21 protein-coding genes and 1 riboswitch are annotated in these 23,612 nt (G+C 43.5%); of the genes, 2 read left to right on the plus strand and 19 right to left on the minus strand.

Annotation, left to right across the window (positions count from 1 at the left end):
- Positions 1-57: 57 nt before the first annotated feature.
- On the minus strand, positions 58-927 hold the full coding sequence (locus tag NKF87_RS08705) for an acyltransferase domain-containing protein (protein ID WP_242859258.1): 870 nt from the start codon (positions 925-927) through the stop codon (positions 58-60).
- Positions 899-1,969, minus strand: a complete 1,071-nt coding sequence (locus NKF87_RS08710; protein ID WP_117597812.1) for a uroporphyrinogen decarboxylase family protein — start codon at positions 1,967-1,969, stop codon at positions 899-901. The genes NKF87_RS08705 and NKF87_RS08710 overlap by 29 nt, the downstream gene beginning before the upstream one ends.
- 261 nt (positions 1,970-2,230) lie before the next feature.
- On the opposite strand from NKF87_RS08710, the gene NKF87_RS08715 reads away from it, so the two are divergent.
- On the plus strand, positions 2,231-3,292 hold the full coding sequence (locus tag NKF87_RS08715; protein ID WP_253583453.1) for a uroporphyrinogen decarboxylase family protein: 1,062 nt from the start codon (positions 2,231-2,233) through the stop codon (positions 3,290-3,292).
- Positions 3,293-3,392: 100 nt separating this feature from the next.
- Here the strand turns inward: NKF87_RS08715 and NKF87_RS08720 are convergent, their stop codons facing one another.
- The 17 genes from NKF87_RS08720 to NKF87_RS08800 form a co-directional block, all read right to left on the minus strand.
- Entirely contained in the window at positions 3,393-4,277 is an 885-nt protein-coding gene (locus NKF87_RS08720) for a uroporphyrinogen decarboxylase family protein (protein WP_117597811.1), read from the minus strand.
- Positions 4,274-6,067 carry an ASKHA domain-containing protein gene (locus NKF87_RS08725; protein WP_242998873.1) on the minus strand — a complete coding sequence of 598 codons (1,794 nt, stop codon included), beginning with the start codon at positions 6,065-6,067 and terminating at the stop codon, positions 4,274-4,276. Before NKF87_RS08725 ends, NKF87_RS08720 begins: the two co-directional genes overlap by 4 nt.
- A 33-nt stretch (positions 6,068-6,100) precedes the next feature.
- Positions 6,101-7,132, minus strand: coding sequence for an MtaA/CmuA family methyltransferase (locus tag NKF87_RS08730; RefSeq protein ID WP_117597809.1), 1,032 nt, complete (start codon positions 7,130-7,132; stop codon positions 6,101-6,103).
- An 80-nt stretch (positions 7,133-7,212) separates the two neighbouring features.
- Positions 7,213-7,869: a corrinoid protein gene (locus tag NKF87_RS08735; RefSeq protein WP_117597808.1), complete on the minus strand. Its 657-nt coding sequence runs from the start codon at positions 7,867-7,869 to the stop codon at positions 7,213-7,215.
- A gap of 832 nt (positions 7,870-8,701) precedes the next feature.
- Positions 8,702-10,108 (minus strand): dihydrolipoyl dehydrogenase, encoded by a 1,407-nt coding sequence (gene lpdA, locus NKF87_RS08740; protein ID WP_117597807.1) that lies wholly within the window; start codon positions 10,106-10,108, stop codon positions 8,702-8,704.
- 52 nt (positions 10,109-10,160) lie between these two features.
- Positions 10,161-11,159 (minus strand): lipoate--protein ligase, encoded by a 999-nt coding sequence (locus NKF87_RS08745; RefSeq protein WP_117597806.1) that lies wholly within the window; start codon positions 11,157-11,159, stop codon positions 10,161-10,163.
- Positions 11,160-11,183: 24 nt separating this feature from the next.
- Positions 11,184-12,608, minus strand: a complete 1,425-nt coding sequence (gene gcvPB / locus NKF87_RS08750; RefSeq protein WP_117597805.1) for an aminomethyl-transferring glycine dehydrogenase subunit GcvPB — start codon at positions 12,606-12,608, stop codon at positions 11,184-11,186.
- Positions 12,602-13,921 (minus strand): aminomethyl-transferring glycine dehydrogenase subunit GcvPA, encoded by a 1,320-nt coding sequence (gene gcvPA, locus NKF87_RS08755; RefSeq protein WP_117597804.1) that lies wholly within the window; start codon positions 13,919-13,921, stop codon positions 12,602-12,604. Before gcvPA ends, gcvPB begins: the two co-directional genes overlap by 7 nt.
- A gap of 34 nt (positions 13,922-13,955) precedes the next feature.
- Entirely contained in the window at positions 13,956-14,336 is a 381-nt protein-coding gene (gene gcvH / locus NKF87_RS08760) for a glycine cleavage system protein GcvH (RefSeq protein WP_117597803.1), read from the minus strand.
- Between the two features lie 37 nt (positions 14,337-14,373).
- Positions 14,374-15,462 (minus strand): glycine cleavage system aminomethyltransferase GcvT, encoded by a 1,089-nt coding sequence (gene gcvT, locus NKF87_RS08765; RefSeq protein WP_117597802.1) that lies wholly within the window; start codon positions 15,460-15,462, stop codon positions 14,374-14,376.
- Positions 15,463-15,530: 68 nt separating this feature from the next.
- Positions 15,531-16,778: a serine hydroxymethyltransferase gene (gene glyA / locus NKF87_RS08770; protein ID WP_117597801.1), complete on the minus strand. Its 1,248-nt coding sequence runs from the start codon at positions 16,776-16,778 to the stop codon at positions 15,531-15,533.
- Between the two features lie 102 nt (positions 16,779-16,880).
- Positions 16,881-16,954: riboswitch (glycine riboswitch) on the minus strand.
- Positions 16,955-17,156: 202 nt separating this feature from the next.
- Positions 17,157-17,990 carry an Mrp/NBP35 family ATP-binding protein gene (locus NKF87_RS08775; protein WP_022415642.1) on the minus strand — a complete coding sequence of 278 codons (834 nt, stop codon included), beginning with the start codon at positions 17,988-17,990 and terminating at the stop codon, positions 17,157-17,159.
- 5 nt (positions 17,991-17,995) lie between these two features.
- On the minus strand, positions 17,996-18,373 hold the full coding sequence (locus tag NKF87_RS08780) for a RidA family protein (protein ID WP_117597800.1): 378 nt from the start codon (positions 18,371-18,373) through the stop codon (positions 17,996-17,998).
- Positions 18,374-18,377: 4 nt separating this feature from the next.
- Positions 18,378-19,325: an ornithine cyclodeaminase family protein gene (locus NKF87_RS08785; protein WP_138376332.1), complete on the minus strand. Its 948-nt coding sequence runs from the start codon at positions 19,323-19,325 to the stop codon at positions 18,378-18,380.
- Between the two features lies 1 nt (position 19,326).
- The gene (locus NKF87_RS08790) at positions 19,327-20,721 is read right to left on the minus strand and encodes an MATE family efflux transporter (RefSeq protein ID WP_253583454.1); all 1,395 of its coding nucleotides are present in this window, start codon (positions 20,719-20,721) and stop codon (positions 19,327-19,329) included.
- A 17-nt stretch (positions 20,722-20,738) separates the two neighbouring features.
- Complete coding sequence (locus NKF87_RS08795; protein WP_055281489.1) at positions 20,739-21,395, minus strand: response regulator transcription factor; 657 nt, start codon at positions 21,393-21,395, stop codon at positions 20,739-20,741.
- Positions 21,392-22,558, minus strand: a complete 1,167-nt coding sequence (locus NKF87_RS08800; protein ID WP_117597797.1) for a sensor histidine kinase — start codon at positions 22,556-22,558, stop codon at positions 21,392-21,394. The genes NKF87_RS08795 and NKF87_RS08800 overlap by 4 nt, the downstream gene beginning before the upstream one ends.
- A gap of 110 nt (positions 22,559-22,668) precedes the next feature.
- On the opposite strand from NKF87_RS08800, the gene NKF87_RS08805 reads away from it, so the two are divergent.
- The gene (locus tag NKF87_RS08805) at positions 22,669-23,601 is read left to right on the plus strand and encodes an ABC transporter ATP-binding protein (RefSeq protein WP_055195684.1); all 933 of its coding nucleotides are present in this window, start codon (positions 22,669-22,671) and stop codon (positions 23,599-23,601) included.
- Positions 23,602-23,612 lie beyond the last annotated feature (11 nt).

Below are 23,612 nucleotides of genomic sequence, written 5' to 3' on the forward strand. Positions count from 1 at the left end.
TCCATTTCTTATTATAACCAAGTCTTTCGGCACTCTCAAATTGATTATATTTATAAATTATATCAATTTATAAATCTTTTCTATAATTCCAACGCCTATTCCCGGATTCTTTCCCTCTATCAGATACTTCTTTAATTTTTTTCTCAGACCTGTGTCTTCCGGATACTGCTGTTTATCTTTTTTTACATCTAAAAATACTCTTTGTTCCGCCTGTGGATACGTTTCGTAGACCTTCACGATCTCGAACATATCCTGGAATTTCAAAATATTGCTTTCTTCTCCAAGCACTTCTTTCAACCTTGGGGATAACAGCCATGAATCACACATATAGATATGCCTTTTGCTATCATCCTCAAAGAAGTATTCAGCCATCTTAAATGACTCCAGGCATTTTTCATGATCCAGCGGTTCTCCGGCCGGGATATGTACATTGAGAACCTCCGTTCCTCGCTTTAATATTCCTGATTTACATTTCAGATTTTCCTTCAGTATATACGGTTCGAACTGCAATCTTCCTAGTCTGAAAAGATTCATTTTAACAGACTGTGCGATCCATCCGATCTCTTCCAGTCCATATATCTGATATTTGCGGTAACACTCTTCGCACCAAATGGTAATATCATAAAATGTCTTGTCAAAAATCTCGCCGGCAATCCCTTTTTCTTTATACACTTCATATGTTTCACAGCACAACATCAGATAAAACTTCAATGCCCATTCATATTTGTTCTCCCGATTCTTCCATTTATCAATAAATTCTTCCAGATTTCTATCAAAAATCTGTTTCTGCTCCTGATACTCTGCTTCTGTAATCTTTATCTGATCTACCGCCTTTCCTGCTGCTTCCGGCAGTTTGATTCTTTTTTCCAGTTCCTGTATATTCATCATAATTCCTTCCTTATCTATTTCTACTATGATCTCTATCATAATTTCTAACTGCTTCCATAAACCAGTCAATCTGTACCGGATCCGTTTTTTCCGGAATATCACATCCTGTTGCCAGATGATATCCCCTTTTTGCTTTTTCCCCAGTCTGTATACATGCTGCAACCGCCCGATCGATCTCTTCTTTTGTCCCATTCATTACAACCTGCACAGGATCTACATTGCCTGCAATCGGGATCTGATTTCCTATTTTCTCTACTGCCCGCTGCAGATCAATAATATTATCCAGACTCAATTCGTTCAGTTCGTATTGTACAAGATACTTCCATATACTGTATGTATTGCCGCACATATGAAGTGATACTTTCTTTCCTGTCTTTTTCACGGTGTAGTCTGTCAGCTGCTTTGTATATGGGAAGACAAATTCCTCGTACATCTTCGGTCCGATCAGAGCCGGATTTGCAACCGGATCTGCCATTGCAATCCCCATTCCATATTCTGCTGCCATCTCAATACAACTCATCTGCGTCTGCGTGATAATTTCCAGAAGTCTGTGCACCTCCTCTGGTTTCTTCCTGCAGTCCCTAAGCAGATATTCCACACCTTTAAGATTCGAAGCAATCGTAAACGGTCCTCCGATACTTGCTTCTAATGGCACAAGATTTTCTGCTTCTTTGCTCAGTATATCTGCCGCCTGCGCAAACACCTGTATCCTGTGATTCTTTTTCACATTGACCGGTTCCATACGGTCTAAGATACCATAATCTGTAATATACGGACTCTCTATGTATGGGATTCCATCCTTCGGATAAATAAATGTCCCACCCAGAGCTTCCACGATTCCTCTTGTATTCGGCCCGAGAACTATCCTGTCATATCCCCATCTGTTAAATGCGATTCTCTCTGCCTGTGCAATCTTTTCTGCATCAAACCAGAAGTCCCGGATACTGATGCCGCTTAAATAACATTTTAATTCTCCCATAAATGGGATTGTGATCACTCGATCCACCATTTTCCCTTCTCCTGCCGACGTAATCCGTTCCGCCGGTGTCATCTGGTCTTGTCTGTTTTTTTCTAATCTCATGTTTCCTCCCGGATAAAATTTCTGTCAAATTTTTCTGTCTTTTATTATACCTGCTTCACAGTCTTGTTCAATATCGTCTATACTATTTTTTCTCATTAATTTTATTTATATTTTGCATTATTTATAAGTATTTTCAATCAGATATTTCTAGCTTTCTCTGACATTTCCTTTCATTTAAGATATAATAATATTATCATAATGCTAAGAATCTGCCATTGACATTTTCTTAATGCATACTACAATAAAAGGAGTGTACTTATTATGCACAAAGATGATCAAATGACACCAAAGGAGCGTGCTTTCGCCCTCTTCGCCGGAAAACCCGTAGACCGTATGCCTATCAAGCTTTTTTCTCCGTACATCGGAATGAACTTTGGAGCATCTTACCAGGATGCTTTTGTAGAGGCGAAATCCCGTGCCCACTGGCTCATTGAAAGTTACAAACGTTTTGGTCAGGATGGCTTAAGCGTTAATTACCGTATCGATGGTATTCCGGTTGCGTTCGGTGCCGCATCTACTTATGATGCATTCGGAATTCCGATCATCAAGGAATCTGTTCTGGAAAATATCGGTAATGTTGACCAGTTAGATCTTGAAAAACTTCGTTTTGAAAATGACCATAATGCCCAGGTTGCTTTTGACGCCGTCCGCTATATCCAGGATGAATTGAATGATGAGATTTTCACCGGAGTAGGACTGATGGGACCATTTACGACCGCTGCCAACCTTGCCGGCACAGAAAAAATCTTAAGAGCTATGCGCAAAGACAAAGAGAATCTTCATAAGCTACTTGACTTTGCTGCTGACGCAACGATTGAAGTCGGACGCAAGTTCGTAGAAAATAAAATCGGTATCGGTCTTGCCGAACCGACCGCTTCTTTGTTATCACCAAAACAGTTCCGTGAATTTGTCATTCCATACTATGTAAAAGTTATAGATAAATGGAAAGAATGGGGCAGCCATGGTTCCGGCTTCCACATCTGCGGTGACACTACCAAACTCTTAGAAACCTTCCCTGAAATGGGTATCCGAGGCATCAGTATCGACAGTTCTGTTGATATCGCTTACGCAAAAGAAACAGTCGGCGATAAACTTTCTATTATGGGAAATGTATCCCCTATGGAAATCTTAAACGGTACTCCTGAAAGTATCGAACAGGCTGTTATCGACTGCTTCCGCAAATGCTGGGACAACCCTCGCGGATTCACGATTGCACCTGGATGTGATATTCCGGTTACCACTTCTCTTGAAAATATCGATGCTTATATGCGTGCAGCAAGAAAATGCGCAAAATATCCGGTTCAGCCATCAAACTGGGAATAAAGACTAATAAAGCTTGTGAGTAAAGACATTTTTTTACTCACAAGCTTTTTATACGATATGATATGCCAAAATCACCCATAATATATTCTATAAATCACTCTTATAGTATGTGGACTTCCTTCATAATTCCATTCTTCATCCTGTAATCCAGATTTTTTATGCACATCTGTCCTGCAAAACGTATTTTCCCTTTCATCCGAATGCATGCTTCCGCATAACTTAATGAATCTTCTTCCTGACTTCTATCATCATGAATCTGGCAATCAATTAATTTCGCTTTTCCCGTTCCAAGAAGTGCGAATGTCGTCTTCGGACAGAGCAGAATCATTGTATGCTCATCTGCCAGTTTTCCCGCCTGTTTTACAAAATCATAAGTAAAAAGATTCACCATCTGTTCGGCCATTTTCGGTCCCAGAATGTTGACACCACCGGAAGAATCCGCATAACTGATAAAGTCTGCCCCTTGTTCTTTCGCTAGTTTCATATAGGCAAGTATCTCTTTTCCTAACTTCGCAAATATCCGTGCCATAAGTTCCGGTTTTTTCCGCATCCCTTTGAACACATATTTAGGATCGATCAAAACATTCAATATCGTCAGAGGTCCTGAAACTTCAAATACAACGTGTTCTCCTTTTTCATACAATATACGGCAGGCTTTTAAAACCTCCTGTATTCTCCCTTTTCCGAAATCAATTGCCGGAAGTTCTAATATTTCTTCTATATCCGTACACAGATATTCTTTCGCTCTCGGTCCGGTCTTCTCATTTCCATAATTAATAATCCCGCCCATCGCCTCTGCTTCAACGGTATGGCAAAACGGAAGTTCACAGAACGGCGCCTTGTCGCATTCCTTAAGTACTTGTGCCAGTTCTGCCATCGTTTCCGCATGCTTATATGCATCCGGGAACGTCAGATTTGTTCGATTTGTTACCGCTTCACGGATGCCTGCTGAATTTCCATATGTACATTTAAAATCCTGAATCATTCCGTAATCTCCGACTCATCCGGGAACATCAGGCAATCTGCAAACAGTCGCTCATATCCTTCCGTTGCTCCCAGTTCCATATATTCCATATGATGTGCCAGTTCTTCCATCTCCTGTTTCGCTTTACCGGACATCAATGCCAGATAAGCTCCTGTTTTGGAAGAGTTTCCCACATAGATCAGTTTTTCTTTCACTTCTTTCGGTAATATTCCGGTTCCGATCAGACTTTCTGCCGGAAGATGTGCTCCAAACTGACCGGCAATCATAACCTGATCCAGATCTTCCATTGTCCTTCCTGCCTTTTTCAACAGTGCATAGAATCCTGAAAGGATCGCCCCCTTTGCCAGCTGGACCTGCCGGACATCACCCTGTGTGATTCTAAGTCTTTCCGTCATCTTGAATTTACGCTTTCTGCCATCTAATTCTAACATCGGATAACGGTAATCTTCTTCACTGATATCCTTCGGCTTTATAAATGCACCATCTTTCCGGATCAGTCCGGTTCTTCTAAGTTCTTTTACTACCGCAAGGATTCCACTACCACAGACCCCTTCCGGTTCCTCTTGCCGATATTCTTCCTGCCCGATTATCTGCAGTTTCACTCCCTGTTCTGTGATCTTTACATTCTCAATCGCACCGGCCGCCGCACGCATGCCGGAACTGATATTCATTCCTTCCAGTGCCGGACCTGCCGCACAGGAACAGCTGAGTAGCCTTCCATGATCTGAGAACACAATCTCTCCATTCGTTCCGATATCTATAAACAATACATTCTTCTGTTGCTTACGGAGTTCGCAGACATATGCCCCCGCAACAATATCCGCACCGATATAAGCAGATACCGATGGCAGACAATAAAGCCTCGCACCTTCTCCTGCCTGAATGCCGATCTCTGCTGCACGCAGATTCTTTGATTTTACGAATACAGGAGCATACGGTGCTCTTCCGATAGATCCGGCAGATACACCCAGCAGCATATGCATCATCGTACAGTTCGCCGCCACCGTAATCTCATAAATATCATGCTTCTCAATTCTGCCCTTTCCCGGCACCTCTGGTTTTCTGCAGACTTCGTCTAACATTTCATTAATGGAATCTATAATCACTTTCTGCAAATGTTCTTTTCCATCTTCCGGATGCTCGGTCTCATAACTGATCCTAGTCAGAACATCCAGACCAAACTCCTTCTGAGCATTGATTCTTGACGCGGTTCCCAGTTCTTTTCCTGTCATCATATCAATCAGTGAAGTTACTACCGTTGTCGTTCCGATATCAATTGCCACACCATAAAGATAATCTGTCTGATCACCGGGCTCAAGTGCCATAAGGCTTTTCTCTGACCAGATGACTGCCGTATAAGTCCCTTCTACTAATTCCAGATGCTGTAGCAACGAAAATGGAATCTCTACATTTCCCAACTGGCTCAGAAGCTGATCTTCCATGGATGTTTGGTCTTTCAGATTCGGTTTTCTGATATGGATCAATTGCTTTTTGAGCTCTGTATGCTTCTCAAATTCCGGAACGTAACCTTCCGAAAGAACTTCAGTCTTTTTCTCTTCCTTAAAGGTTTCCACTTCTAATTCTTCTTTCGGATAGACCATACAGGAAAGCCGGATTCCCCGCGCCAGTTCTTCTTCACTTAAAAAGCGCCTTTCTGTTTCTGTGACTTTACCTGCGTCACCACTTAATATTTTCACTTTACATTTTCCGCAGATTCCTTTTCCATTACACGGATTTTCTACGAATCTTCCTTCTTTTCTTAATTTTTCCAGAAGATTTTCTCTTTTCATATTTTTCATCGTCATTTCGTAATTTACTGTCTTTCAGACTTCAACTTTTTCTTCTGTTGCTTTCCGGATTCCCAATCTGATTGCCTGAATATTCGTAAGTGGTGATTTTGTTCCCAGACCACATGCCGGTGAAATAATCCCGGAACCATCTCTCCAACATTTGACTGCTAACTGTTCCACTTTCTCCGGCTTTCCAAATTCCAGTGTCCATGTGCTGACATTTCCCATCAGCACATGCTTTTTCAAATGCTTCTTCGCATCGCTCATCGCTACACAGGAATCAAAACTCAGCACATCCGAATGGATCATTTCCACCTGCGCATACACATTTCTCATCTGCCCGCAGATATGTACGATCACACCCATCTTTTCTGCCTGGAGATGGTCAATGATACGGTTAATGTAGTGCACCGCATATTCCTCAAATAATTTTGGTCCCAGAATCTCTCCTGTTCCGCTCGGATCCGAAATTGCTATAATATCCGCTCCTGCATCAATCTGCGCTCTCGCAAAACGGATGATCTCATCTGCTACCAGTTCCATATATTTATGGGCATCTTCTTTTTTCTTACGCAGCTCTTTATAAAATATCACCGGCTCCATTACCGAGCTTGCTGTACTGACCGGTCCTGTAATATTTCCAATGATCGGCACATCCAGATTTCTTGATTTCAAAATGCGGATTGCATCCAGTACAACCTTGGTTCTCCCGGAATTCATATCCATCGGCCTGATTTTCTCCCATTCTTTCACCGAATGCAAGGCATATTCTGTCACATGCGGTTCGTGCACCCTGTCTCCCATTGTGATTTTTGCACCCATGGACTCTGCCTCGATTGTCATGCAGAATGGAACACCTACATTTTCAAAACATCCATTTTCATAATTGGCCTGCGCAAGATCCGCCATCATCTCTGCATTCAGATGTGCTTCCGGCCATGTAATCCCAGATCTGTCCATCAAATCTGTCGTGATCATATTCATCATTCCGCCCGGACAGATGCATGGCGGCCGATCTGTCTTTTCATGATGTAACGCTTTTTTTAGTCTTTCTTTTTCATTCATTGATTACTTTTTTTCCTATCTGATATCTTCTATTCGGATGAATAACTTTACAACCTTAACGTGCTCACTTTCATAACATACTATGCAATATTCAGTAATTCTTTTGCAACTCTGACTGCTTCTACTGCATTAACAGAATAGCCATCCGCTCCGATATCATCTGCATATTTCTTCGATACCGGACTTCCCCCGACCATGACTTTCACATTATCCCGGATTCCTCTTTCTTTCAAAAGTTCGATGATATCTTCCATACCGCTCATTGTGGTCGTCATCAATGTGGAAATGCACACCAGTTGTGCCTTTAATGCTTCTGCCTGATTCACAAATTCTTCCGCCGGCACATCTCTTCCAAGATCATGCATCTCAAATCCTGCAGTTTCCATCATAATCTTAACCAAATTCTTTCCAATATCATGCGTATCCCCTTCTACCACTCCGATAACTGCAACCGGTTTTGCAGCCTGTTCCTCTTCGTCCGGCAGATACGGTCTTAATACCTCCAGTCCGGCATACATTGCATCGGAACACAGCAGAATATCTGTCACAAAATACTCTTCCTCTTCGAACAACTCACTGGCCTTATTCATACCATCTACCAGACCTTCCATGATTCCATCCAGTGCCGGATAACCTGCTTCAATATATTCTTCCGCTACATCAACAACCTCTTCATCCTCCATTTCCAGAACACATTCTGAAAGTTTATTCAATAATTCTTCCTTTGATGTCGTCATCTTCAACGTCCTCCCAATATTTTTCTTAGTCTTCTCATTATCTTTCATCCAATTCTACTTTCATTATAAATTTACACGTTTCATTTTGCAATAATAATTCATACCTAAAGCATCTTTATCTTATTACTATTGATTAGCTTCCATGAAATTGGGATTTAATTCAGGAAGGCTGTGGATACCCGAACCGGAATAAAGCTTGGAAAGGCGTTCCTGCTCAGGTTCCATCGGCGGGTCAATTCTAAAGGGGCAAAATTCTGCTAAAAGCAGGCTTTCAAAATTTGAAACTCGGCATACGCCTCAGACAGTCAAATTTTGAAAACCCAACGCAGAATTTTGCCCCTTAAGAATTACCAACGCCTCTTTCACATTCACCGGAACACCTTTCCAAGCTTTATTCCGTGTGTATCAAATGCCTTAAGAATGGCAATTGCGTAACGGTTGTGGCAGCGGAAGGTTACAGTAATCAACTGTCATTAGTGGATTTTCAAGGCTTTTGACAAAATTGTGTACCGTAGTGGACTACACCAGGTTATAGTTCCGGGTATTTCATTTCTTAACATCCGCAGCCAGTCACGACTTGAAGAAAACAGTATAAAGTGGTTCTGGTGAATGTGGAATGCTCTTAGGAAAAGTTAGAGAGTCAGAATCTCCGTTAAAGGAACGAAGCGAACGTGTTTGAGGCGAACGCCGAGTTTGAGCGTAGTTCCTTTGCTTTTAGGAGATTCTGGCTCTCTTAGTTTTTCTTAGAGCATGGAACCTGAACCAGAACCACTTTATACTGTTTTCTTCAAGGATCGAGAGGTCAACTACGTTAATAAATTAAATCCCAAATTTATTTTTTCTTCCTCGGCACCACATGCACTGCACCGCCTTCGAGTTCCTCGAGTGCTTCCCCGATTCCTTCATTATAAGTCGGATGCGACCGCATTCCTCTGAGCATCTGCTCTACAGTCAGCCCATTTGTAATTGCAGTCACAAATTCTCCGATCATATCCGTTGCTCTGGCACACATCATCTGAGCTCCCAGGATCTTGCCGGTTGCTTCGTCTGCTACGACTTTGATGAAGCCCCGTTCTTCCTGCGTAATGATAGATTTTCCATTTGCACTCATGATGAACTTGCCGCATTTTACAGCAATTCCATTTTCTTTTGCCTGATCTTCTGTCACTCCTGCAGATGCGATCTCCGGATCTGTATAGACACATCCCGGAACAATACTCAGATCTATGGATGGTTCTTTTCCGGCAAGTTTTTCTGCTACCACGATTCCCTGGGCACTTGCCGCATGTGCAAGCTGTACACCAAAGATCAGATCACCGATTGCATAGACACCCGGGATGCTGGATTCAAAGTTCGCATTCACCAGCACACGGCCGCGCTCCATATCTGGTTTTACATTTTCCCCAAACAGACCATCCGTATTCGGGCAACGTCCTACTGCACACAAAACGTAATCTGCCGTTACTTCCTGTTCCTGATCCTTCTCTATATAGTGACAGGTACAGGTTCCGTCTTCTGTTGTTACCCCCTGTACTGCAGCCGAAGTATGAATATCAATACCTCTCTTTTTCAAGATCATCTTCAGATTCTGACTGATCTCTTTATCCATATTCGGTACTAACTTTGGCATTGCTTCCAGGATTGTAATCTTGCATCCAAGGTTCGCATATACTGTGGCAAATTCCACACTGATAACACCGCCTCCGATAATGATCAGACTCTTCGGAGCTTCTTTCATCGCAAAGAGTGCATCACTGGTCAGGACTCTTTCACTATCCATTCCTGGAATTGGAAGTATTAATGGTTTGGAACCGCTGGCAAGGATAATATTTTCCCCTTCTAGCACAACATCTTCCTTTTCTTTCCTGATCCGCACTTTCTTTTCTTCCAGAAGCGTACCTTTTCCATCGTATACGTCTACGCCATTTGCCTTCAGAAGCTGCTCGACTCCCTGCACCAGTTTGTCCGTTGTTTCTTCTTTATAAGCAACAATTTTTTCGTAATCATATGTTACATCCGAAGCTGATATTCCAAACCGTTCTGCCTCCTGCATTTCTCTGTATAACGAAGACGCATGGATCATTGCTTTTGCCGGAATACATCCACGGTTCAGACAGGTTCCACCGGCTCTTCGTTCTTCTATAATTGCCGTCTTAAGTCCAAGCTTTGCAGCTTTGATCGCAGCCACATATCCCCCCGGTCCGGCGCCGATTACCACAACATCATATTTTCCGCTCATTTCATTTTCCTCCTGTAAAATCTGTGATCTTTACAAGGTTTTCTTATCATTCTTATAAATCTGTTTCCTGAATCCAGGCAATCACATCATTCATCATATTTTCGACATTCTCATCCTTCGACCAGAATAATCCAAGCTGCACACACATGGTTTCTTTTCGGTATTTGATTCCTTTTAAAAATTTTGGAATTGCCTCCGCCAGTTCAATGTTCAGCGCATCGGAATAGACTTCCACATCCTTGATCTTTCCTGCATCTACCTGAAACTGCATAGTAATCCCGCCCCATGCAAATCTGTGACTCATCTCGTACTGGAAGTCCAGTTTTCTTCCATACAGCCATTTCCAGGATGAAAAATGTGCCTTCTTTTCTTCAACCTCATCTGCATCCAGCTCTTGCATCTTCTTTTCTTCCGATTTCAGATTATAAACCTCTTCAAAAGATTCGCGAAGTGCCTTCTTTAACTCTTCCAGTGTCAGTTCCGGAAGATATTCCCTCAGATTTGTCACTCTGGATTTCACAGAATCCACACCTTTGGATTTCAACTTATCTTTGGATACGGTCAGATATCGGGACAGTATTTCCTTGTTTACATCTACCATAATGGTTCCGTGATGATAGCAGTGTTTTTCCTGCTCATAAAATGCATTACCGGAGAATTTCTTTCCATCGATCAGGATGTCGTTTCTTCCGGATTTTTCTGCTTTCAATCCCAACCGTCCCATTGCATTTATGATTACCTGTAACTGTTTTTCCAGACTGTATTCATCTTTATTTACCAAAAATGTAAAGTTCAGATTTCCTAGATCATGATAGACTGCTCCGCCACCGGAAAGTCTTCTCGCAAGATGACCATTCTCTTCTTCTAATTTTGTAACTTTACATTCTTTCCATGCGTTCTGGTTACGCCCGATTACAACGGTATTCTGATTCTGCCAGAGATACAAAATACACTCTTTATTCTCACAGTGGAGGAGTAAATACTCCTCCACTGCAAGATTCTTATATGGGTTCACCTGATCGCTTTCTATATATGTAAGCTTTGTGACCATAACTGTTCCTCTCTTCACTTTTCCTTAAAACGCATACCTCAGATGCGGATGTCTTGCCGCATTGACCTCATCCAGTCTTGTAACCGGAGTTGTCACAGGTGCCTGATGTAACTTTTCAGGATCTGTCTCTGCCAGTTCATATAATTTGCGGAATACTGCGATTGCATCGTCCAGTGTTTCTTTCGATTCTGTCTCTGTCGGCTCAACCATCAGTGCTTCATCCACGATCAGCGGGAAGTACATTGTAGGTGGGTGAATACCGTCATCCAAGAGACCTTTCGCAATATCCATTGCTGAAATGCCTGTCTTCTTTTTCAGGTCTGCAAGGCTCATAACAAACTCATGCATGCAGATTTCATCATATGCCATCGGATACAGATCTTTTAACTTATTCATCATATAGTTGGCATTCAGTACTGCATTCCGACTTGCCTCCGGAATACCCTCTCTTCCGAGTGTCTTGATATAAGTCAGTGCTTTTACCACTACAAGGAAGTTACCGTAGAAGCTCTTCATTTCACCGATACTGTTTGCCGGTTTTTCCAGATGCAACGTCTCTTCACCTTCCACCAGATAAGATGGCAAGAAGTCGGATAACATTTCCTTACATCCGACCGGACCGCTTCCCGGGCCGCCGCCGCCATGTGGTGTGGAGAATGTCTTGTGAAGATTCAGATGGATAACATCGAATCCCATATCGCCAGGACGTACCGTGCCCATAACTGCATTTAAGTTTGCCCCGTCATAATAGCAGAGGCCGCCGCATTCATGGATGATATCTGTAATCTCCAGAATGTTCTTATCAAAGAGACCGACTGTGTTCGGATTGGTAAGCATCAGTCCTGCTACATCGTCTCCTGCTGCCTCTCTTAATTTCTCAATATCTACGCCTCCATCCGGTGCAGATGGAATGCTGACAACTTTATATCCGGCCATCGCTGCACTTGCCGGGTTCGTTCCGTGTGCGGAATCCGGTACAAGAATCTTCGTACGCTTCTCGTCTGATCGGCTTTCGTGATAAGCCTTGATCAGAAGCAGTCCGGTGAACTCCCCGTGAGCTCCGGCTGCCGGCTGCAATGTCATGCGATCCATTCCCGTGATCTCACACAGGGAATTTTCAATCTCTCCGATGATTTCCAGACACCCCTGTACGGTATGTTCCGGCTGTAATGGGTGGATTTCTGTAAATCCAGGCAGTGAAGCCATATCTTCATTGATCTTTGGATTATACTTCATCGTACATGATCCAAGTGGATAGAACCCGTCATTCACGCCGTGTGATTTCTTTGCGAGTTCTGTATAGTGTCTGCTCAATTCACCTTCGGACAATTCCGGAAGGTGAAGCGGCTGTTCTCTTTTATCTTTTTCTTCCGGTAAGTAGATTTCTACATCTGATGCCGGTAACAGGTCGCAGCCTCTTCCCGGTCTGCTTTTTTCAAATATTAACATCCCTGCACCTCCCTTAAGATATGGACTGCCTGATCCATCTCTTCTTTTGTATTGACCTCGGTGCAACACCACAGAATATGATGCTCATCTAACGGATATCCGCCAAGGATTCCTTCTTCTTCCAATGCTCTTAATATCTTATCCGAATCCACTTCTGATCTGGTAACAAATTCATGGAAGAACTCTGCCTGGTTACAAACTGTCAGACCGATCTCTTCCAGTTTCTCTGCAAAATAATGTGCTTTAGACATAGACAGAATTGCTGCCTGTCTGACACCTTCATTTCCCATCGTTGCAAGATAAACACCGACTGCCAGTGCACAAAGTGCCTGGTTCGAACAGATATTGCTGGAAGCTTTTTCTCTCCGGATGTGCTGCTCTCTTGCCTGAAGTGTCAGTACATAACCAGTCTTTCCGTTATGATCGACCGTCTCACCAACAATTCTTCCAGGGAGCTTTCTCATCATCGCTTCCTTACTTGCCATAAATCCAAGATAAGGTCCGCCGAATCCGAGAGAAAGTCCGAGCGGCTGTCCTTCTCCGACTGCCACGTCTGCCCCGTATTCTGCCGGAGTCTTGATTACTCCCAGAGAAATCGGATTCACTCCCATCACATATTTGGCTCCTACCTCATGTGCGATCTTGCCAATCTCTTCTGCGTCTTCCAGATTACCGTAATAGTTCGGATGCTGGATATATACGCAGGCTGTCTGCGCATCGATATGTTCTTTTAAATATTCTTTGTCCGTCAGTCCGTCTTTTTCCGGAATAACTTCCAGTTCCATTCCATTTCCAAAGCAGTAGGTCTCTACCACTTCCAGTACATATGGCGGAACAGTTCCTGATATCAACGCTTTATGTTTCTTTCTTTCCTGACACATTGCAACACCTTCTGCCGCTGCAGTTGCACCGTCATATACAGATGCATTGGATACATCCATTCCGGTCAGGTCGCAGATCATCGTCTGATATTCGAAGATCGACTGTAAGATTCCCTGACTGATTTCTGCCTGATATGGCGTATATGCCGTCAGCAGGTTTTCTTTGGATGTCACATTTTTTACCATTGCCGGGATAAAATGTCTGTAAGCTCCGGCTCCGCGGAAGATCGTCTTGAACACCTGGTTCTTCTCTGCGATCTGCTCCATCTCACGCCGCACTTCAAACTCTGACTTTCCATTCGGAATATTCAGTTCCCCTTTTAATTTTACTTCTTCCGGAATATGTGCGAATAAGTCCTCGATGGACGAATAGCCTATTTCCTGAAGCATTTTTTTCCGTTCTTCTAACGTATTCGGTACATAGCTTCCCATCGCTTTTTCACCGCCTTTTTCAATGACTTTGTGTTTATTCCTGCTTGCTTTCTACAAATGCTTTGTATTCTTCTGCAGTTAAGAGTTCTTCTGTTGCTGATACATCTTTTACTTTGATGAACCATGCTTCATAAGCATCGTCATTGATCAGTTCCGGTGAATCTAAGAGTTCTTCGTTAATCTCTGTTACTTCTCCGGTTACCGGTGAATAGACATCTGACACTGCTTTCACAGATTCTACATCACCGAACACTTCACCCGCTTCTACGGTATCTCCCACTTCCGGAAGGTTAACAAATACCAGATCTCCAAGTTCTGACTGTGCATAATCTGTCAATCCTACAACTGCTGTATCTCCGTCTAATGCTATCCATTCGTGTGATTTTGAATATTTTAATTCTTCTTTTAAAATCATGATATTATTCTCCTTTATATCTTTTTATTATATCTTTTTATTTTTCTCTTTTATAAAACGGAAGTGCAACCACCTCTGCTGCCACTCTTCTTCCTCGCACATCTGCCTCTACTGTATCCCCAATTTCTACAGAATCAGCATCAACGAGTGCCATTGCGATCGGATATCCAAGATACGGACAATGAGTTCCGCTTGTTGTATGTCCGATTTTCTTATCGCCTACGTATACATCCTGATGTTCACGGATGATTCCTCTTCCCGTTACTTTAAGACCGATTCGTTTGATGGATGGAGTCCCCTTCTCCTCTAAAGCTGATTTCCCAATAAAATCATTTTTCGCCATCTTCACTGCGAACTTCAGTCCGGTCTCAAGAGGAGTGATCTCATCGTTCATTTCATGTCCATATAATGGCATTGCTGCCTCCATACGGAGCGTGTCTCTTGCGCCCAGTCCGCAAGGAACGAGTCCTTCTTCCTTTCCTGCCTCTAACAATGCATCCCACATTTCTTCTGCTTTCTCACTTGCCAGATACAGTTCTACACCATCTTCACCTGTGTATCCTGTCTTGGAAACGATACATGGGATTCCGGCAACTTCAGCATCGAATACTGCATGATAATATTTCTCCGGAATATTCTCTTCTGCGGTCAGCTTCTTAAGGATCTCCATTGCTTTCGGTCCCTGCAGTGCAAGCTGTGCATACTCGGATGATACATCTTTGAATGTTACTTTGCCAAACTGATGACGTAACATCCACTGATAATCTTTGTCTTTATTTGCTGCGTTTACAACGATAAAGTAGTGTTCATCCGATTTCTTATATACGATCAGGTCATCCACTGTCCCGCCGTGTTCATTACACATCGGGCTGTATCTTGCCTGTCCGTCTACCATATTGGTAAAATCATTCGTCAGGATCTGGTTCAGATTCGCCAGTGCATCTTTCCCTTCACATAATACTTCTCCCATATGTGAGACATCAAAAAGTCCTGCCTGTGTACGTACTGCCATATGTTCTTTGATCACACCTGTTTCATACTGTACCGGAAGAAGATATCCCCCAAATTCTACGATCTTTCCACCGGCTTTTACATGTGCGTCATAAAGTGGAGTCTTTAATTCCATTGTCTTTTCCTCCTTGACATTCTGTGTGTTAGTGCAATACCAGTTCGAATCCGTTGCATTACTAACTGTTAAACATAAAGTGGATATTTACCACAAATCTCATTTACTGCTGCACGGATCTCATCTGCTTTTGTATCAAAGTCTGTAACGGTTATCTTGATCAGTTTTGCGATGGTCTTCATGTCTTCTTCTTTCAGACCTCTCGTTGTCACTGCCGGTGTTCCGATACGGATTCCACTTGTTACGAACGGACTTGCCGGATCATTCGGCACTGCGTTCTTATTGACTGTGATATAGACTTCGTCCAGTCTGTTTTGCAGTTCTTTTCCTGTGATATTCATGTTCTGCAGATCCACTAACATCAGATGGTTGTCTGTTCCTCCGCTTACCAGGTTGAATCCCTCATCGATCATAGCCTGTGCAAGTGCTTTCGCATTCTTGATCACCTGTTCCTGATACTCTTTGAACTCCGGTTTTAAAGCTTCTCCGAAACAGATGGCCTTTGCAGCAATAATATGCATCAGTGGTCCTCCCTGTGTTCCAGGGAAAATGGCTTTGTTGATCGCTTTTGCGTATTTCTCTTTACACATGATCATACCGCCTCTCGGACCTCTGAGCGTCTTATGCGTGGTCGTGGTTACAACATCTGCGTATGGAACCGGACTCTGGTGCAGTCCTGCTGCCACAAGTCCTGCAATGTGTGCCATATCTACAAACAGATATGCTCCTACCTCCTTTGCGATATCTTCAAAGATATCAAACCGGATCTCTCTTGGATATGCAGATGCGCCTGCAACGATCATCTTTGGTTTGCATTCCTGTGCGGTCTTACGGATCTCATCATAATCCAGATATCCGTCGTCGTTCACATTGTATGGTACGAAGTGATATAAGATTCCGGATAAATTCACCGGTGAACCATGTGTCAGATGTCCGCCGTGTGCAAGATTTAATCCCATAACCGTGTCCCCTGGTTCCAGAAGTGCCTGATACACTGCAGTATTGGCATTGGCTCCTGAATGCGGCTGTACACATGCATGTTCACATCCGAACAATTCTTTTGCTCTTTCGATTGCCAGATTCTCCAGAATGTCCACATCTTCACATCCGCCGTAATATCTCTTTCCCGGATAACCTTCCGCATATTTATTGGTCGGTACAGTTCCCATTGCCAGCATAACTGCCGGACTTACGATATTTTCAGATGCGATCAGTTCCAGATTTCTTCTCTGTCTGCCAAGCTCTAATGAAAGTGCTTCCCCAACTTCTTTGTCACATTCTGTGATGTAATTTGTTACATCTTCGATTCTGTTCATTTTTGTTTTACCTCCTTCGGAATCTGCCTGCTTTTCATGCCCATTCCCCATTTTAGGCACTAAAAAAGCAGGCAAAAAATACTTTCTTCTCAAAAGTGTTTTTTGTCTGCCTCTGTCCTTTTACCTGAAAGATTACTTCTTCGGTACAATTCTAATTGTTCTCCAGAGCGTCGTCCGAATTCGTTCCTTTTACCTGAGAGTTTTTGCATGCCCCTTCGGCTCCTATGCTGCGTGCTATCTCCACTTTTTCATTTATGCACTTTGTACATAGGTATCTCACAAATTCATCCATCAACTATGCAATTAGCATAACAGGTTATCTTCTCTAAGTCAACAGTAAATCCATAAGTTAATTTTTTATCACAAAAATGGTATCTTCTAAAGTTTATTCACTGCTTCCGCAAGATAATCATTGCTTACTTCTGCAAAGTTCTCATTCTCCACCGCCTCTGCAAGACTTGCATCGATCGGCATCTTACCGATGACCGGAACGCCGAGTTCTTCTGCCACTTCGTCGATGTGGCTCTCGCCGAATACGGAGATCTTACGTCCGCAGTCCGGACATTCCAGATAACTGTAGTTCTCCACGATTCCGAGTACCGGGATATCCATCTGTCCTGCCATGTTGTAAGCTTTCTTTACGATCATGCGTACCAGATCCTGCGGAGAAGTTACGATCACGATGCCTTCTACCGGAAGGGACTGGAATACGGTAAGCGGTACATCACCGGTTCCCGGCGGCATGTCTACGAAGAGATAATCCAGTTCTCCCCATGCAACATCTGTCCAGAACTGTGTGACAACACCTGAAATGACCGGACCTCTCCAGATAACCGGATCATCTTCTTCCGGAAGTAAAAGGTTGATGGACATGATCTTCGTTCCATCCTTTGCCTCACATGGGAAAATATTTTCTCCATCCCCTTTTGCTTTTTCATGGATTCCATACATCTTCGGAATGGATGGACCTGTGATATCTGCGTCCATGATACCTACAGAAAATCCCTGTTCTCTCATCAGCCTTGCAAGCGATGCGGTAACCATAGATTTCCCAACACCGCCTTTTCCGCTGACAACTGCGATCACATGGTTGATGTGTGATTTTTTATTTTCCGGTTTGATCAGACTCTGCGGTTTGCTTCCGCATTCACCTGCATGGGAACAGCCCGCACAATCGGACGGGCTGCAGCCTGTTTTTTGTTCTTCTGCCATCTGTCTTACTCCTCTACAGCCGCAATAAGTTCTACTTCACACAGAACTCCCTTTGGAAGTGTCTTTACTGCAACACAGCTTCTTGCCGGTTTTGATGTAAAGTATTTTCCATATACTTCGTTGAATGCTGCAAAGTCACTCATATCTGCAAGGAAGCATGTTGTCTTTAATACGTTGTCAAATGATGTTCCTGCTTCTTTTAAGACTTCTCCTAAGTTCTTGCATACCTGCTCTGTCTGTGCTTCGATTGTAGTTGCTTCTACATCATTCACTTCAGGATTGATTGCGATCTGTCCTGCTGTATACAGTACTCCGTTGTGTACATATCCCTGTGAGTATGGTCCAAGTGCCTTTGGTGCTTTTTCTGTTGCTACGATTTTCATAATGTTATTTCTCCTTTGCTACTTCATATAATTTCTGTGCGATACACACATCAAATAATCCCATTCCAACCGATTTGAAATATGTTGTCTGACCTTCTTTGATCTCTTTTTCCCCCGATACGAGATATTCATGCATCAGTTTTACCCGGTCTTTTGTAAGTTTTCCACTTGCCAGAGGCTGGCTTAGATCTCCGCTTTCCTCACATGCGTATGGCAGTTCAATGTATACATTGTCCACCAAATCCAGTACTGCATCCGGGATTTCCCTCATCTCCGGCATATAAGAGCCGATCGCAATGATGCATTTTCCTCTCAGAAGTTCTTTGTCATCTGGAAGAACAGGTGTGGTAGAAGGAGTTGTTGTACAGATGATATCACTGTTTCGTACAAGCTCTTCCACTGCTTTACATTGTACTACCTTTACGTCTTCCTTATCAATAGCTTTTTTCAGTCTTTCCAGATAATCTGTCAGATCACGGTCACTGTGGTTGAACACATATACGGTATGGATATCTCTTGCCGCACATGCATACACAGCCTGATGGAATCCCTGCATTCCTGCTCCGATGATTCCAACCGTATGGCAGTCCTTTCTTGACAGATGGCGGATTCCCACACCACCGACAGCTCCGGTTCTCCATGCGGTTACCGACTGCCCGTCCATAACAGCAAGCGGCGCGCCTGTCGTATAATCATTCAGTAACACGATTCCATCTATCGACGGCAATCCCAGTTTAGAATTCTCCGGGAAGATCGACAGGATCTTTGTCCCTATGATATCCTTTGTGTAACATGGCATATACATGAGCTGCTTATTTTCATGTTCTACCGTCGGTCTTGGCGGCATATAGAACTCACCTGATCCATAGATCCGGTATGCCTCTTCGATCTGATCCATCATCTGATCCGGATCGACCATTTCTTCGATCTGCTCCTTGCTTAATACGATCATTTTACATTTCCTCCAGTTCTTTTTGTTCCCTTGTGACATCTCTCAGCCACTTGTATGTCAAATACCGCTTTAAAGTAATCGATACTTTGATCAGTTCATCACTCATCAGTATAACATATACGACCGGCACACTGGCATGCAAAATAAATGCCGCCACTGCCCCGAGTAAAATGGAGAATCCCCACATCGTCGATACATCCATGATCAATCCGAATTTCGTATCCCCGCCTGCACGGAATACCCCTACTACCATTGTGGTATTAAATGCCTGTGCCACAGTAAAATACGACATAACGAAGAACATGAAACTTAAGTAATTCTTTGCCGGTCCGGTCAGTGCCAGATTCGCATTGGCGATTGGTGCCGAGATCAGTATCAGCACACCACCCAGGATTCCAAGAATCAGACTTAACCACACGAAACGTTTTCCGTATGCCTTTGCCAGTTCCATCTTGCCTTCCCCAATCGTCTTGCCGAGATAGATCGCCGTTGCATGGGAAATCCCGAATGTTACGACTGTTGCAAGCTGTCTTGCCACCTGCGCAACCGAGTTAGCTGCCACTGCTGCGCTTCCAAGATGCCCGATCACCGCCGTATTCGCCGACGTTCCCAGTCCCCACATCAGTTCATTTAATACCACCGGCATAGAATAAACTGCGAAATCTTTCAACAGAACCTTATCGATCTTCACCATATCTTTAAGCCGGATCCTTACTACTTTATTTCGGAAGATGGCATAAACGAGAACCATCACTGTCTCGGCTGCTCTGGCACACAGCGTACCGATTGCCGCACCTCTTACTCCCATTACCGGGAATCCAAATAGTCCGAAGATCAGAACCGCATTTACCACAATATTCATCAGCAATGAAATCAGATAAATAAATGTAGCCACCATTACCCTCTCGATACTGCGCATAATATTCAGATACACCTGTGTCACCGCCATGAACACATAGGAAAATCCTACGATTCTTAAATACTTTACTCCTTCTGCAATAACTTCCGGATCAGAGGTATAAATCCGCATCAGTGTCTCCGGCATGCCAAGGGCTGCTCCTGCGAATACTACCGCAACGATAAGTCCGGCACTTAATCCCATACCCAGGACTTTCTCTATCGTTCTGGTGTCTTTCTTCCCCCAGTACTGCGCCGTCAGAACCGTTGCTCCGGAGGTCACTCCGTAAAAGATCAGTGTCATGATGTATTGGATCTGTCCTGCAAGAGATGCCCCGGATAACACTTTCTCTCCAACCTTTCCAAGCATGATCACGTCCGTCGCCGTAACTCCGACATTGATCAGATTCTGGATTGCGATCGGGATAACCAGAGCGAATACATTCCGGTAGAACTGCTTCCAGTTGATTGTTTTTGTATATTTACTTTTTTCTTTCATTTATTTTTTCTCTGCTCCTATTTATTCTTATCACATTTTCTTCCTCTCTGCAGATAATACACCGCAAGCTGTGTCCGATCTCTTAATTCCAGTTTCTCGAGCACATTGCTGATATAATTCCGGACCGTTCCTTCGCTTAAGCAGACTTTCTCCGATATCTCTTTGTTACTGAGTCCCTCAGCAACCAGTGCTGTGATCTCTAGTTCCCGTTCTCCGATTCCGTAACTGTTCCAGTCAAATGTCTGCTCTTTTTCTTTCTGCTCTTTCTGAAGCAATCCCGGGATTCTGGACATAATCTCAGTTCCGAATACGGTCTGATTCATTTGCACCGCCTGCAATGCCGGAAGGATACTGCCGTAATCCTGTTTTATCAGATATCCTTTCACACCATATTTTAATGCTTTTACGATGTACGCATCATCGGAAAACGTGGTAAGCAAAAGAATCTTTGCATCCGTATGCCTTTTCAAAATCTGTTCTGCGGCATCCAGACCGTTCATATCCTTCATACGGATGTCCATCAGAAGAACATCCGGCAGCAGTTCATCATATAACCGGACGGCATCTTTTCCATCCTGTCCGGTGCCGGTTACTTCTACTTCTCCTCCTGCTTCCAGGATTGTCTTTAACGCACTGGACACCAGGATATCATCATCTACAATTACTATCTTCATCTTTTCCCCTCATTTTTGGGAACCGTAATAAATATCCGAAAGCCAGTTTCTTTCTGGATCTGCATGGTTCCGCCAAGCATGCGGACACGTTTTTTCATATTCTCGATCCCGATTCCGCTGCTTTCTGTATTTTCTGTTTTCCAATCGTTTCCGGTCTTTCCAGCACTTTCCTTCTCTGCATATTCTTCTCGGTCTCCGTTTGGCCGGATCCGCTCATCTAACGTTCCATTATCTTCTATGATCAGCTGATATAGTCCGGGATGTTCTCTTGCCAAAATCTTCACCTCATTTGCATTGCTGTGGCGCATCACGTTATTCAGTGCCTCTTTCGTAATGGCTATAAAGCTGTATTTGATCTCTTTTGGAATATCATATCCCATATCATAAGTAAGCTGTACCGGACAAAAACGGAATTCTTCTGCCAGCGATTCCATCACTTCTTTTAAATTTACCGACTCATCATGCAGATCGTGCACGCTCTGTCTTACATTCGTCATGGCTTCGTTCAGCGTCTGATCCAACTGCTCCATCGGGACTTTCAGATTCTCAGCCTGATTAACAGTCTTTAACGCTCCCACCATCAGGATAGATCGCGACAGCATATGTCCCACATTGTCATGGATCTCTCTGGCGATACGATTCCGTTCTTTCAGTGTGGCCAGATATACTTCTGTGTCCTGCTTTTCCAGCAGATCCTGATTCTTCTTTTCCAGCATCAGTGTCAGTTCTCTGCTGTCATCTCTGGCCCTTTTATATTTCTGCTCCAATTCATTTAGCCTCCTGGTCCGTCCATATAACAGAACTGCTGCTGCCAGCCCGGCAACAATAAGCATCTCTTTTTCCAACCCGTAATATTCCCGGAACGCCGGCGCCTCACAGGCCACGATTATACCACCAACCCCTATATAAACCGGAGAATAAAAGCATAGCATATTATATAAAACTACCGGAAGAAACATCCACATTTCTTTAAAAACAATTCCGGCTGCCACGAAAGCAATCGTCATAATGTAATGCAGATACTTTTCTTCCCCTACCAGATTCACACAGGTATAGATACACGCAAACAGAATAGTGATAACCGCCGGAATCCCTGTTTCCGCTGTTACCAGAAGTCCTGCTCCGTAAAGGAACAAAAATCCTTCATCTGTTATCTTTCTCATTCTTTTCTCCTATATTACATTTGTCACATTCAATTTATGACCGGTGACACTACCATTATAATCAGCCATCCGCTATACTACAAGTAACAAATCATCAAGGAGGGAATCTTATGCTTGTACATATAGAAAATCTGGTAAAACGTTACGGTGATCTGTTAGCGCTTGACCACCTGTCACTCGACATCGAAGAAGGTGAGATCTTCGGACTGCTCGGACCAAACGGTTCCGGTAAAACCACCGCCATCAACTGCTTGCTCGCACTGTTAAAATACGACAAAGGAACGATCACGATCTTTGGAAAAGACATGAAGCCGGACAGCTACGATATCAAGCAGGATATCGGTGTTGTCATGCAGAACGTTGCCGTCTTCGAGCAGATGTCCGTCTATGAAAACATCGATTATTTCTGCGGACTCTATATCAGAGACAAACAAAAACGAAGAGAACTCGTGGAAGAGGCCATCGCATTCACCGGTCTGTCCGATTTCCGTAAGATGCGCCCGAAGAAACTCTCCGGCGGACTTTTACGAAGACTGAATATCGCATGCGGCATTGTCCACAAGCCCAGACTCATCATCATGGATGAACCGACCGTTGCTGTAGATCCTCAGAGCCGTAATAAGATTCTGGAAGGGATTCTGGAACTCAACCGTCAAGGATCTACCATCATCTATACCTCTCACTACATGGAAGAGGTAGAACAGATCTGTACCCGGATCGCGATCATTGATCATGGCCGTGTACTTGCTTCCGGCACAACCGAAGAACTAAAAAAAATGATCAAGACCGGTGAGACGATCACGATCGAAGCGGTTGCGTTAACGAAAAACAACCTGGCAGATATCCGCTCCCTTTCACATGTATTTGACTTATCATACCAAGATCAGACAATGATCCTACGCTGCAGCGGTGCAAAACACAATCTGATCCGGGTACTGAATTACCTGCAGGAACAGGACATTCCATTCGGACGCGTCTTCTCCGAGCTTCCGACTCTCAATGATGTCTTCCTTGAGATCACAGGAAAAGAACTCAGGGATTAAAGGAGGGACAC

This window comes from Dorea longicatena (assembly GCF_024168045.1).
In the GTDB taxonomy this organism is placed as follows: domain Bacteria; phylum Bacillota; class Clostridia; order Lachnospirales; family Lachnospiraceae; genus Dorea_A.